8 protein-coding genes and 2 pseudogenes are annotated in these 13,448 nt (G+C 70.4%); 2 read left to right on the forward strand and 8 right to left on the reverse strand.

What is annotated here, in order from left to right; all coding sequences use genetic code 11:
- Position 1: 1 nt before the first annotated feature.
- The 7 genes and pseudogenes from pglZ to OG966_RS12260 form a co-directional block, all read right to left on the reverse strand.
- A complete protein-coding gene (gene pglZ / locus OG966_RS12230) occupies positions 2–2,905 on the reverse strand; it encodes a BREX-2 system phosphatase PglZ (RefSeq protein ID WP_326649594.1) in 2,904 nt (967 codons plus the stop codon).
- Positions 2,902–6,786, reverse strand: coding sequence for a BREX-2 system ATPase PglY (gene pglY, locus OG966_RS12235; protein ID WP_326649595.1), 3,885 nt, complete (start codon positions 6,784–6,786; stop codon positions 2,902–2,904). The genes pglZ and pglY overlap by 4 nt, the downstream gene beginning before the upstream one ends.
- Before the next feature lie 376 nt (positions 6,787–7,162).
- A pseudogene (locus OG966_RS12240) lies at positions 7,163–8,359 on the reverse strand (tetratricopeptide repeat protein); the annotation flags it as partial.
- 211 nt (positions 8,360–8,570) lie between these two features.
- Positions 8,571–9,227, reverse strand: coding sequence for a class I SAM-dependent methyltransferase (locus OG966_RS12245; RefSeq protein ID WP_326649596.1), 657 nt, complete (start codon positions 9,225–9,227; stop codon positions 8,571–8,573).
- Between the two features lie 72 nt (positions 9,228–9,299).
- Positions 9,300–9,800: pseudogene (locus OG966_RS12250) on the reverse strand (hypothetical protein).
- Between the two features lie 203 nt (positions 9,801–10,003).
- A complete protein-coding gene (locus OG966_RS12255; RefSeq protein ID WP_326649597.1) occupies positions 10,004–10,240 on the reverse strand; it encodes a hypothetical protein in 237 nt (78 codons plus the stop codon).
- Positions 10,233–10,442, reverse strand: coding sequence for a hypothetical protein (locus OG966_RS12260; RefSeq protein WP_326649598.1), 210 nt, complete (start codon positions 10,440–10,442; stop codon positions 10,233–10,235). Before OG966_RS12260 ends, OG966_RS12255 begins: the two co-directional genes overlap by 8 nt.
- Before the next feature lie 175 nt (positions 10,443–10,617).
- Here OG966_RS12260 and OG966_RS12265 point away from each other — a divergent pair, with 175 nt between their 5' ends.
- Positions 10,618–11,370: a DUF6879 family protein gene (locus OG966_RS12265; RefSeq protein ID WP_326649600.1), complete on the forward strand. Its 753-nt coding sequence runs from the start codon at positions 10,618–10,620 to the stop codon at positions 11,368–11,370.
- A 10-nt stretch (positions 11,371–11,380) separates the two neighbouring features.
- Positions 11,381–12,232: a helix-turn-helix domain-containing protein gene (locus OG966_RS12270; RefSeq protein ID WP_326649601.1), complete on the forward strand. Its 852-nt coding sequence runs from the start codon at positions 11,381–11,383 to the stop codon at positions 12,230–12,232.
- A gap of 128 nt (positions 12,233–12,360) precedes the next feature.
- On the opposite strand, the gene OG966_RS12275 is transcribed toward OG966_RS12270, so the two are convergent.
- Positions 12,361–13,236 (reverse strand): hypothetical protein, encoded by an 876-nt coding sequence (locus tag OG966_RS12275; protein WP_326649602.1) that lies wholly within the window; start codon positions 13,234–13,236, stop codon positions 12,361–12,363.
- Positions 13,237–13,448 lie beyond the last annotated feature (212 nt).

Below are 13,448 nucleotides of genomic sequence, written 5' to 3' on the forward strand. Positions count from 1 at the left end.
GTCAGCCCGCGCGGAGGGCGAACTGCTCGCGCAGCAGCGCATCGTGGAGCCGTAGGGTGCGTCCGTCCGGCAGGGTCTCCAGCACCTGTACGCCGTCGTAGTTGAGGAGCTGCCGCAGGACTGCGGCGAAGCCGTCGCCCCGGGCGGTGGGCATGCCCGCCCGCTGGGCGAGCGCGGTCACGGGCAATGTGCCACCCGCGTCGAGCAGGGCGGCGAGGGCCTTGTGGACCTGCTCCTGCTGCGGCTTGCGGGCCAGACCATCGAGCTGCACCTGATACGTCTCCGAGTCGAGCAGCGCCTTCACGAGCACCTCGGTCCGGGAGACGAGGGTCGGTGTGAGCAGTGCGTCGTCTCCCCCGGCGGTCAGCGCCACGTCGAACAACGCGTCGGGCAGCGACTCGGGTTCGGGGTGCTTCTTGCGGGGTTTCGCCGTCCCCTTCTTCGGAGCCGCGCCGGCCGACTGAGCCGAACGCTCGCCCGACACCGGCCTGCCCGCCTCCTTCGAAGCCCACCAGGGTGGCCGCTGGTCTCCCAGCTCCCGCCACCCCTTGGGCGGTTCCGCCCCGAACGGCAGGAAGGCGAGCACCGGGATGGTGAACTCGGCGAGGGAGGCCCCGCCGTGGTAGCCGGCCTTGAGGGCGGTGTAGCGGGAGTCCGCGTCCCAGAGCGCGACGATGGACGCGCCGGGCTCGGGCCAGACCACGCGCGGCCCGGTGAGGGCGATCTCCCGTTCGGCGAGCGGGCCGCCGGGCAGGCGGTGCCGCGCGGACGCGGGCTCGGTGGCCGCGTCGGCCTTCGTTCCGTGCCGGTCGACGACGTGGCCGTGGTCGCTGGTGACGATGACCGCCATGCCCTGGGCCGCCGCCACCCGGAGCAGGTCACGCAGGCCGGGTACGTCGTCGACCCGCCAGGCTCCGTCGCCGAGTTTCTGTTCCTTGGCGAGCCGGTCGTCGATGGCGTTGAGGACGACGGCGACATGGGTCCTGCCGTCGGTGAGCGCTTCCGTGAGAGCCGGGCCGAAGGTGTCGCCCGCGGTCTCGGTGCGCAGGTCGTCCTTGTGGAAGACGGCGGCCGGTGCCCCGCTCCACAGCTTCAGCGCGGGGAAGAGCCGCTTCTCATCGGCCTGGGTGCCCTTCATCAGGGTGCCCGCGAAGAGCGACGTCCGGGACACGGCCGTCACGGTGGGGAGGGCGGCGGCCATCGCCCGCCGCCGCGGGGTGCCCTCGGCAATCGGGTCGAACTCTGCCCAGGAGCGCCGCAGTTCCTCGCCGAGTTCGTTCGCTATGGCCGCGCTCATGCCGTCGAGCACGAGCAGCAGCACCCGCCGCTCCTCGCCGCGCCGGACGACGGGGCCGACCACTCGGTCGAGGAAGGTCTCGACGGTGAGCATGCCGCCGGGCGGGGTGCCGTCCTGCGTCCAGCCGGCCAGCGTGCGAGCGAAGGATGCGTCGATCTGCCGCCGCCGGTCCCTGACGTGCGTGCCGAGCGTGTCGTAGGCGGCCTTGAGGACGGGGTCCGGGTCGCCGCCGGCCTCGATGTGCTCCAGGGCGAGGTCGGCCCAGCCGGTCTCGGTGACGTGCCGCTGTATGGCGTCGGCGACGGTGGGTGCGTCGGCGGATGGGTCGGTGACCAGCCAGAGGGCGAGGCGTTGACCCATGCGGGCGCGTTCGACGCGGGCGGACTCCTCCGGATCGGTGGCGAGCCTATGGTCCGCGAGCCGTCGCACGGCTTCCGCGACCGCGGCCGTGTCGCCCGACGCGAGGGCCTGGCCGACGGCGGTGAACCGGGCGTCCAGTCCGCCGCGCAGGACGGGGCTCGCCGCGACAGCCGCCTCCGCGCCGAACTGGCGGGCCAGCACGGCGGCCCGGTCGAGCACGATGCCACTGGTGCGGCGCGCTTCGCGGGCTTGGTCGGCGTCGGCGCCGCCGCCCCGGTGCCCGGCCGTCAGCAGCGTGCTCACGTACTCCTCGGCGGACCGGCCGAAGACGCCCACCAGGACGTCGAGTTGTTCGCCGACGGCTGGGGGCTGGTCTCCGAAGTAGCGTTCGGCACGGCCCCGGGCCTGATACGTCTCGGGGGCGGGCTCGGCGTGCTGCCACAAGGCCTCGCAGACGAGGCCGAAGGCGGCGGCGTCCGCGCCGCGCTCGGCGTCGACGAGAGCGAGCAGAGCGCGTCCGGCGAGACCGGCCTGGTCCTCCTCCCCGAGGAAGGCGGTCAGCCCGGCGCGCTCGGGACCGCGCAGGGCGAGCAGCCGTTCCGGGGCGCCGGGCCGGGTCGACCAGTGCAGCAGGGTCTGCGCGTCGAGCCGGTCCTCACCGGGGCGCCGTGTGCCGCCCTCGGTGTCGTAGCGGCCGAGGCGCAAGCGACGCTGGGCGAGCGCGGTGAGGGCGTACTGCCGGGACAGCCAGCCACCGGGCACCGGCGGCCAGCCGCCGGGCGGGGTGGCGTCGAGCAAGGCTTCGGCGGCCCAGTTGACGTCCTTCAGGCGTGGGTCGATCTGCCGGGCGCCGAACGCCTCCCGCACGACGTCCCAGCTGTCGACCATGTCGATGCGCTGCTTGTGGACGCGGGCGGCGATCGCCGGGTCGAGTTCGTTCTGCTCGCGGTCGGTGAGGACGACCAGGACGGCGGGGCCGGGGCGCCGGCCCGTCAGGTGGTCGAGGACGAGTTCGTGGACGGCGAGCGGCGAGGGCGCCACCGCGACGCCGGCCGTCCGGCCCTCGCCCCAGCCGGGTTCGGCGGGCCCGTCCCACTGGGGCGCGGACCGCAGCAGCACGACCCGGCGCCTGCCCCCGCCGTCTCCGGTCAGGGAGGCGGCGAGGGAGGACTGCGAGGACAGGTACTGGGTCACGGTCGCGATGTTCAGCCGGACGGCGCCGGGGGCGGCGGCGACGGTGTCCGTCATTCGACGACCTTCCAGGTGATCTCGATGGTCGCGTCGGGGTGGCGGGCGGCCAGTTCGGACAGTTCCGCCTGGAGGTCGGCGGCGGCACGTGCCACGGTTGTGCGGCGACCACCGGCCGTTCGCGCGGAGCCGCTGCCGGAGGAAGCCGGTGTGGGGATCTCCTGCGGGGCGTACGGGATGCGCGGGTCGCTGGTCGGTGTGTTCAGGGACAGGTCGTCGGCCGTGGGCTGCGGCGCGACGGGCGCGGGCGGCGGGGCGGCGGCCTGGCTGCGCTTCACCAGGGCGACGACCTCGCGCTGGGTGCGGGCCAGGGCGTCGCGCAGGTCCGCGGTGCGCTGATCGTCGCGGGCCACGTTACGCAGCGAGTCGAGCAGTGCCGCGCCCTCGGGGCCGAGTCCGGCGGCGAGTTCGAGGGTGCTCCAGGGCGCGGAGGCAACGGCCTCCGCGACGCCGCGGGCCTGCTTGATGGAGGTCCCGTACCGGTCGGCGCTGGTCTCGCCCAGGTCGAAGGAGGCGAGGGCCTCCACGGTCTTCTTCGCTCCGGCCGCGCCCTTGCCGGCCTCCGCCGTGAGCGCGTCCAGCAGTTGCAGGGAGCGGCGGGCGAGGGCGAGCCGTCCGGTGTCGGCGGTCTGGTCGAGGCCGAGGAAGGAGGCGCGGGCCTCCAACTGGTGCACCAAGTCCGCCGCGTGGTCCCGGTGGGCGCGGGCGGCCTCGATGATCTGGCGGGCGAACTGGTTGACCATCCGGCCGCGCCGCAGGGCAGGAGCCTTCTGCCCGAAGATCGTCTCGAAGCGCTGCCGTGCCGTGTCCCAGTCGGACTCGGCGGGCAGCGGCTGACTGCGCAGCGCGTCATGGTCCTTGATCGCGGACAGTTCGGGCGCGGGGTCGAGTACGGTGCCGCCGCGCACCCACACCCGGTCGTCCATCTCGGCGAAGGCGGCGACGACGAGCCGGGCGAGGAAGTCGGGCAGGCCGCGCGGGTCGGGCTTGTCCGTCCAGTCGGTCAGGGTGATCAGGGACAGGTCCCCGGTGACACCCTGGGCGCTGGCGAGCTGGCGGAAGTGGTCGGCCCAGTAGCGGGACAGCTCGAAGTACGCCTCCTTCTGCTGCCCGAGGCGCAGGGGTCCGGCGATCCGCTGCATGAGCTTGCGGTCGGCGGCCGGGACCTCCACCCGCCCGTCACGCGCCTCGGCGGCGGCCCGCACATGGGTGAACACCTTGCGGGTGTCGGCGGATTTGACGGCGGTGCCGGTGCCGTCGGGGTCGAGGTCGGGGTGCGCGGGGTACTGGTGGGCGAGCAGCTTGCCCGCGACGTGCCGGATGCCGTCGTGCAGGCTCTGCCCGAAGGACAGGGTGAGGCCGTCCACGTCGGGCAGCGGGACGAGGTGGTCGTCGAAGTCGGGCACGACGTCGGCGGCCTGCTTCTGGGCGAGCCCGTACGCCTGCTTGAAGGCACCCTTGACCTGCTTGAGCAGAGCCTCGCGCTGGGTTTCGAGGAGGCCCTTGGCGCGGCTGCGGTTGTCGGCGTTGAGGTGGCCCGCGTACTGGGTGTCGAAGCGGTGCTCGTCGGCGAGGGCCTTGTCGATGACGACGAGACGCCGGAAGTCGGCGAAGCGCTGCGCGGACAGATGGGCGGGCAGCCAGGCGACGGTGCGGGACCGCTCGCCCTGCTGGCGCTCGCGCAGCCGCCGGATGCGGTTGACGTCCTCGACCGGGCCCCACTCGCCCTCGTCGAAGGGGAGGTCTATGGCGATACGCCAGCGACCGTCCTCCTGCGGCATCAGGTCGTGGTCGGGCAGCTCGTCCTCGTCGGCGACGTTGCCGAACACGATCTCGGCGGTGCGGGAGGTACCGCGCCAGGTGAAGTTGAGCTGGTCGCTCAACTGCCCGTGCTCGACGCCCAGTTCCTCGGACAGCAGACGTCGGGCGAGGGCGACCCGGTTGCCGGGGTTGTCGTTGACCTGGGCGTTGGCGATGACGGAGTCGACGTCGACGCCGGACAGCTCCAGCCGTACGCCGGGGTTGGCGTCGGTGCCGGTCTCCTTGATCTCGGGGAACCGGGCTGCCCACTCGGCGACCTTGTTCTTGATGATGCCGACCTCGGCGCCCGGGATGGGTGCGAGGACCGACCCGTGGTTGAGCGCGCCGAGCCGCCGGATGGTCAGCTCGGCCAGGGAGGGCACGCTGGGCGCGAGCGCCGACAGCAGCAGGGTGCACACGAGCCGGTTGTCGCCGACGAACATCCGACAGCGGTTGGCGCGCTGCACGTCGGTGACGGTCTCGGGCCTGGTGCGGTACTGCTTGACGTCGTCCTCGGTGATGTCGTACGAGCTGAGGAGGTAGGGCCGAAGCTTGGTCTTGTAGAGCTTGTCGGCGGCCTCGAAGACGACCTTCAGGCTGTCGGTGAACGGCTTGTCGCCGCCCTCCGCGATCACCGGGTAGAGGTCGCCGACCGGGATGAGCTGCCCGAGGCGGATCTCGTCGCGGTGGTCGGCGAGGAGCTGCCCCATCAGCTTCAGACCGGTACGGGAGCGCTGCAGCGCGGACGAGATGTGGACGAGGGTGTCCATGAACGCCGGCGAGAACGGGTACGTCAGCCGGAACGACTCCGCGTCCGCGCCGGTCGTGCCCTTCTCCGAGCCGAGGAGGGTGTCCCAGACCTGGGTGCCGACCCGCTTGGTCTGCTCGAAGGCCGCCTCGACGAGCCGTTCCGCCTCGGCGTCTTTCGGCTTGAGGATGCGCGCGTGAGCGATCTGCGGGAGGTTGCGGTCCTCCAGAGTGATCTTGTCGAACCGGCCGGAGGCCAGGTTCAGGGTGTCCTGGATGGAGGCTTCCGCCGCGCCGGACACCTCTTCGCCGACGAGTTCACGCAGGTCGCGCTGGCGGGCGATGAACGACACGACGGGGATGGCGCGGCGGGCGTCACCGCCCTCCACGAAGTTCGTGATCTTGCTGGCCTCGCGGGCCACGAACTTCTGCTCGTGGATGAGGGTCGCGAGCCAGAGGATCAACTCGTCCAGGAACAGGATCAGTCCGTCGTAGCCGAGCGACTTGGCGTGCTCGGCGATGACGGACAGACCGGCGTCCAGGGAGATGAAGCCGTGCTCGTTCTCGACGGCGTTCTTGGCGAAGCCGGGGAAAAGATTGGTGCTGGCGTCGTTGACCAGCTTGGCGCGCAGCTCGGCCGGGGTGGAGGGATTACGGAGGTTGAGCGGAGTGCCCCCCTCGTGGTTCTCTTCGGCGCCGAGGGCGGTGTCGAGGAGCTGCGGGGTCCAGGCGAAGCCCTCACCCCACTCGTCCGTTTCGCCGTCGCCCGCGTCGCTGCCGCCCAGGCCACGGATGACCGCATCGTCACCGTAAGTGGCACGGTTGGCCCGGATGTCGGCGAAGAGGGAGTCGGTCCGGTACACCTGCGGGGTCGGGGCGTCCGGGTGCAGCTTCTTGACGTGCGTGACGTACCCGCCGAGCACCCGCTGTTCGAGGGCCTTCGCGCCGAGCATGTGGTACGGCACGAGCAGGAACCTCTTGCCGTCCGTGGTCAGCCACTCGTGCTTGGTCAGCACCGGGTCGAACTCGGTACGGGCGCGGGCGGCCGGGTCGCCGCTGAGCAGCGCGTACAGCACGGCCATGAAGTGGGACTTACCGGAACCGAACGAGCCGTGCAGGTAGGCCGCCTTGGAGCGGTGTCCGTCGAGCGAGGACTTGATGAGCGCCAGCGCCTCGTCGAAGTTCTCCAGCAGCCGCTCGGTGACGACGTAGTCCTTGAGCGCGTTCTGGGCGCCTTCGGGTGTCGTCGCCTCGGCGAGGGACAGCACGAAGTCCGAAGTGGAGATCTTCTTCTTGATGTCGATGACATCGCGGAGGAGGGGCGGCTGGGCCATTGCGGGTCTCGCTCTCCCTGACGGTGGTCGGTGCTGCTGCTCGTACTCGGTGTCGTGCGGGGTCCGCCGCCGAGGCCCGATGCCGGTCCGAGGGTGGGGCGGGGCTCAGGGGTGCGGACGGCCGGTGCGGCGGGTCGGCTGTCCCGGCCGGTGGCGAGGACGGAACCGGTCACGCGGTGACCGGACGGGAACGACACTCACGGCGTCGGCCGGGTCACGGTAGACGGGTTCGCGGCGTCTGCACTTTTCGTCCCCCTCGTACTGAACGTCACCCGTACGGCCTGCGCATAGCACCCTACATCCGTACTCCCGTCGACCCCGTGCCGTATACCCTCGCGCACCGTCCGTGCGGGCCGCTCCCGTCCCGCCGTAAGCACTACGGCCGCCATCTCCCCGACCGGTAGGCGTCCAGCAGTTGCCGGCTCGCGACCGTGAAGGGGTGTTCGGGGCCCAGGCCGCGTTCCCGCCGCTCGACGACGTCGGTCATCAGCGCGATCCCCTCCTCCACGTGTCCGAGCGCGGCCCGGGTCCGGGAGAGGAGTTGCCGGGCGGCGAGCACGATCGGGTACTCGGGCCCGAAGCGCCGCACATACGTCTCGGCGACCCGCCGGATCTCACGGTCGGCCTCGTCGAAGCGGCCCAGGAGGTACAGCGCCCACGCGTGGTTGTGCCGGGCGCCCAGTGTCACGGTGTGGTCGGGGCCGAGGGACCGATCGCATTCCGACGGCAACGTGAGCAGTGTGCCGCCTTCCTCGGTGACCACTTCGGCGGCGGGCAGCATCTCCAGCAGGCTGGCGCGGGCCCGCAGGGTCAGCGGATGCGCGGGGCCCAGCGCCGAACGGCGCCCGGCGACGGTGTCGCGGAGGAGCGCGACGGATTCCTCGCGTCTGCCGAGGTTCGCCAGCACGAGCTGGAGGCCATAGCCGCTGTCCGTGGTGTCGGGGTCGTCGGCGCCGAACAGGCGCTCCTGGGCGTCCCGGACCGCGCGCAGCGCCGCTTCGGCTTCGGCGTACCTGCCCAGCCGGAACAGTGCCCGCCCGGCCCTGGAGCGGGCGGCGAGGACCGTACGGTGGTCCGCGCCGAGGAGTCGCTGTGCGAGGTCCGCCGCGGTGCGGGCGGTCTCCCAGGCGGAGAGGTAGTCACCGGTCCGGTGCAGGGCGACCGACAGCCGCGTCGCGACGGCCAGGGCGTCGGCGGCGGACGGCCCGCCGATGTGCCTCAGCAGGGCCAGCGCGTGAGGTACCAGCAGGCGCAGTCGCGGATCGTGCGGACCCGCGTCGGGTACGCCGGGCACGGCCGCGTCGAGCAGCCGGACGGCTGTCGTGTCGAGGGCGGGCACCAGGTCCGCGGGGGTCGCCGCCGAGACGCTGTCGAGCAGGATGCCGTGACTCTGTACGCAGCGCGCGCCGGCGGCGTCGACCAGCTCGGACAGGGACTGGTCGAGGAGGGCTCTGAGGGCTGTCTCGGTTCGGGCACGAGGCAGTACGGCGCCGATGTCGGCGTGGTTGAGCAGAGTCAGCGGCAGCGGCTCGGCGGCGAACCGGGCCAGCAGTCTGAGCAGGGCCGCCGCTTCGTACCCCGCCTGCTGAACGTCGTCGTCCACGCTGCAGCTCCTCCCCTACGACCATCACAGCCACCGGACTCCGTTCGCCCAACGCGCGGCTCGGGACCCGGTCACGCCCAACACCGCGTACACAAGCACCACCCAGGCGTACAGCCCACACCCGTCAGTGCATCGCTCCTGTTCGACTACGCAGAGTCCGTGACCGTTTGACCGGGGTCCGTCATGGAGCGACCGCGCGAACGAGGAGCGTCCCGATGTGCCCCGGGTGAGGCGCGTCGAGGACCTGCGCCTCAGCCGTGGGGAACCCGCCCCGGGTGAGCAGGCGCTGCCAGACGGCCGGGCGGTAGCTGTAGCGGTAGGTGAACATCGCCTTTCCGGCGAAGCCTCCCTTGTACATGCCCTGCGGCCCGTACGCGCCGGGGATGGCCGGCGGCTGCGAGAACACGAAGACACCGCCGGGCCTGAGCCTCCTGCGGACAAGGGGGAAGAGACGGCCCGGGTCGGTGAACCAGGCGGCTCCGAAGATCGAGTAGACCGCGTCGTATACCTCCTCGTGCTCGCTCAGGTACTCCAGTACCTCGGAGCACACGAACTCCGCGCCGGTGCCCGCCCACTTCGTGGTGGTCTTCTTCACCATGACGGGAGACAGATCAACGCCCCGAGCGGCGATGCCGCGCTGAGCGAGGTAGGCGAGAGCGCGGCCGGTGCCACAGCCGATCTCCAGGACGGAACGCGGGTCGCCGAGCAGTTCCGGACCGGGTCCGTGTCCGGCGTACTGGGTCCAGCAGAAGCTCGGCTCCGCGTCGTCCTTGAAGGCGGAAGCGGCGAAGGTGTCCCACAGCTCCGTCTCGGCGGCGATGTCGTGTTGTGCGGGCAAGGCGATTCCTCTTCGCAGGGGCTGGCCCCTGTCCTCCCTAAGTACTGAGGACAGGGAGCAGGGCAGGGCCGTTCAGTGGCTGTCGGGGACCTTGTTGTCACACGGCGAGCAGTCCGTGCCGTCGATCGCCCACAGCTCCTCGTCGATGTCGAAGCCGATGGACTTCAGGAAGTCCGCCGTACGCAGGCACAGACCGTCGCGACGACGCTCGATGAACGGGGCGTGGTGCTTGTAACGGCCCTCGTTGTACGCGTCGCAGAGTGCCCATCACACCGGCGTGTCGAGGATGAGCTGGTGCACGCCGATGTCGACGAGCTTGCCGACCCCGAGGTGGACCTCCGGGTGCTCCATGCAGCCGATGGTGTACATGACCGCGTTGCCGAGGATCCGCTCGGCCATGTCGCGGACCATCGTGTGGTCGCGCAGCAGCAGGGCCACCTCGCGGTCCCACAGGGTCATGTCGCCGTCCAGCACGTTGATCGTCAGGTGCTTGATGCGGGGCTGAACGGCGTTGAGGAGTTCCTTCGGGTCCCGTGTGCGGGTGCTCACGGGCCGGTCGAGTGTGGCGGTCATGGACTACTCCTTCGGAGACAGGTCGTGTCGTACCGGTTCGAGCCCGCCCCGCCTGTCAGCCTGTCCCGGCTGAAAGCGCGGCGAGGGCGCCTTGCGGATCCCGTTCCAGCGAGGGCTACTGGGTGACCTGGCTGGAGCGGGCGGCTTCGGTGGAGCCCTGGCGGTTGCCCATTCAGCAGACATGGTCGAGGTGTCCGGAGTGGTCATGAGAAGACCCCGCCACTGCTTGCCGAGTTCAGAGCACGGGTTCGCTCCCGCATGGCGTGCTGCCGCTCCTCATCCGTTGCAAGGCGGACACGAGCAGCATCGACGTCCCACTCGCGTCCGCCCGTCACCGGCCGAAGCTGCACGACCCGTCCGAGGTGACCCATGACGTAGCCAAGCCTGTCGCGCTCGGTGTCGACGACCAGCGCGCCCTCCGGCTGCTGTTCCTCAGGCATCACGCGTCACCCCCCGTCGGATCGCTTCGGCCAGGCGGGCGGCCACGTCGGAGCGCACCCGCCCCAGCTCAATGAGCCGCAGCGTGGGGGAGGCAGGGTCGACCCTCAGCGAGGGCAGGACGAGCCCGACATCGGACAGCGCCGCTCTCAACGTCTCCGCCGCCGCGTGCGGGTCGACGTTGTTCCGTTCTTTCGAGGCCATGAGCAGGACGCTAGAAGCGGGGCGTTGACTGGCGGTACGCTGTTTTCTCGAATTTGCTCGCCGCGCGCCCGAGATTGCTGGTGTTTTCTCATGAGCCTTGCCTGACCCCGTAGTGCCAGGCCCGGACCCCCGACCATGCTGATGGGATCAGCACCCCGCGGAAGGGAGAGCGTCCATGGTTCGTCGGTTGCGCTTCACGGGCACGGACAGCAAGGTCGACGGTTGCCCCGCCCTGCACACGGACGAAGGCACCGGGGAGATCATCGTTCAAGGCATGCCCGTCACCGACCCCGAAGACCTCGCACAGCTCAAGCACTTCGGAGTCGGCGAGGCAGCGGTGGCCGTGCCGCGCGAACTGCTCGTGAACTGGGGGCCTAAGGAGATGGAGAGGGTGCCGGAACTCGTGGACCGGGCCACCTTCCGCCGCCTGTTCGAGACCTTCGAGCACACCGCCTGGCGGCTGGAGACGCGGCGCGGTTACGCGTCGGACCGACAGGACCCCGACTTCCAGGCGTTCCTGGCCACCGGCTCGTCGCCCTGCGACCCCGACGAACCCTGGTTCGTCAACATCAAGGGCCAGACGGGCGCCGGTAAGAGGGTCGGCCGTGTCCGCATCGCCGACAACCCCCCCACCACGGAACAACTGTTCCTGCTCGACTACGCCCGGCACAACGCCACCTTCGGCGAGGACATCCGGTACCTGTGGCGCGAGGACGCCGCGCGAGCCGGCCTGCCCGCCGAGGACTTCTGGATCTTCGATTCACGACTGGTCGCCCTGCTGCACTTCGATGACGAGGACAACCTGCTCGACATCGAGCTGATCACCGAACCGGCTGAGGTCGTGCGGTACGCCATGGTGCGCGACGCGGCGATGCACAACGCCATCCCGCGCGACCAGTTCGCCGCGCAGGTGGCCACGACCGAATAGCGCGTGCCCGGTGAGCACTGACTATCAGCAAGCACGGGCGGCGTTGGGTGCGCGGCTGCGCGAACTCCGCTTCACGTGCCCCGGTGGTCGGCTCACCGGTCAGCAGCTCGCGCAACGGCTCGGCTGGCCGGGCTCCAAGATCAGCAAGCTGGAGAACGGCAAGCAGACAGCCACCCCCGAGGACCTGCGGGCGTGGGCCGACGCGACCGAGCAGCCGGGGGTGTACCCCGAACTCGCGGCCAGACTGGCCGGGTTCGAATCGCACATCAGGTCATGGCGCCGAGCGCTGGCGAACGGCTTCAAGCCCCTTCACGAAGGGCTGAGCGCCGAGATCGACCGCACCTCCGACATGTGGATCTGGGAGGAGTCGGTGATCGCCGGACTGATGCAGACCCCGGAGTACGCCCGACACGTCATCCAGCGGTACTCGGAGCTGCTGGGCGGAGCGAGCGACATCGAGGCAGCCGTCCGCTCCCGGGTGCAGCGCCAGGAATGGCTGTACCGGTCCGGCCGCAAGCTGCACGTGTTGATGTGGGAGGCGGCGTTGCGGTCACTGATCTGCCCGCCCTCAGTGCTGGCGAGCCAACTCGACCGCCTCAACGGCATGATCGGCATGGACACGGTCGAGCTGGGTGTCATCCCCTTCACGGCGTCCGTCAAGATCGTGCCTGCCAACGGTTTCTGGGTGCTCGACGACCGGCTGGTCGTCGCCGAGGACTGGCACGCCGAGATGTGGCTGAACGATGCCGACAACATCGCCTTGTACAAGAAGGTCTGGAAGACCCTCAGCGAGTCGGCGGTGTTCGGGGCCGACGCCCACAACCTCATCAACTCGGCCCGCCGATCCCTGAATGCGCGTTGATGGCGTTGTGGGCGTGCGTCCGGGGCCAAACGCATCACGAGCAGCCGTAGCACCGGCGAACCCGGGCCGGCGCCTCCGTCGAAGACGGAAGACCGCTCCCTTGGACAGCCAGGAGGGTGCTCGCGGGGTCAGGACTGAGGTGCGTCCAGCTTGATGGCAGTGGCGTCCGCGCCCGGCTGTTCAGCGTGTGCTGTGGCGAAAGGCCTGTGGTCTTCCACGACTTCGCCATCCACGACTTCCCCATCCATCACTCGGTGCGACGGCTCCGCCAGCGGCAGGCTGGAGAGGTGCTTCTTGAGCCTCTTGGCCATCGGAAGGAAGGTCGCAAGAGTGAGCCCGCCGGAGACAACGGCCCCGACGAGAGGGATGGCCTTCGAGACGACCTTCGCGAAGGACTGCTTCGTCATCTGGACGCCGAGGTAAGCCGCGACCTTTTTCACTATCGGGTAGATGACCCCCTGGGTGAGGGCCTTCTGGGGCAGCTTCTTGGCGACTTGCTTCGACATCATCCCCGCGACCTTCCCCACAGCGGCGTTCGCCGACTGGGTGCCGAACATCACGCCGAAGAACAGCGTCAGCACCCCCATGGTCGCGTCATCGACGTCATCGCCGTCGTCGGAGAACAGATCGGGCCAGCTGTAGAGGTAGGCGAGTTTCTGCGCGATACGCACCATGTGGCCGAAGTACTGGGCCACGTCGGCGGGCACAGTGGCGGGAAGGGCGAGGACGCCGGGGATCCCGGCAGCGGCGGAGAGAGCGCTGACCTTGCCGGTTTCGAAGCGGATGGAGTCGTTGGCCACCTTGTCGAGAACCTCAACAGGGATGCCCGCCGCAGCGGGGGTCTCTTCTATCGCTCTCCGGATGTCGTCCTCGGTGCAGTGACGAGCCAGCGCACTTCGGAGGTACGTCTCCCTGTTGATACGCACGCCGGGAAGCTTTGCTGCCGCCAGGAGCACCGCGGAGAAGCGCGACTCGGGGTTCTCGATGTCTTTGCCCTGTTTCATAGCAGGAACCTACAGTAGCTCCGCACTCCAAGGGCCGGACTGTGTCAGCTCCGTTGGGGCCTCGCTATGTGAGTGACGGTGGCGTGCGGGCTGGGTCCCTCACGATGCCGATCGTCACCCGGAAGGCGACCACCCGTCGCGAACCGAGCCCCGCTGAGCACGTTGATCGCCGTGGCAGCCTGCGCCGGCGCGACACTCGGCGAGCAAGGCGC

This window comes from Streptomyces sp. NBC_01750 (assembly GCF_035918095.1).
In the GTDB taxonomy this organism is placed as follows: Bacteria; Actinomycetota; Actinomycetes; order Streptomycetales; family Streptomycetaceae; genus Streptomyces.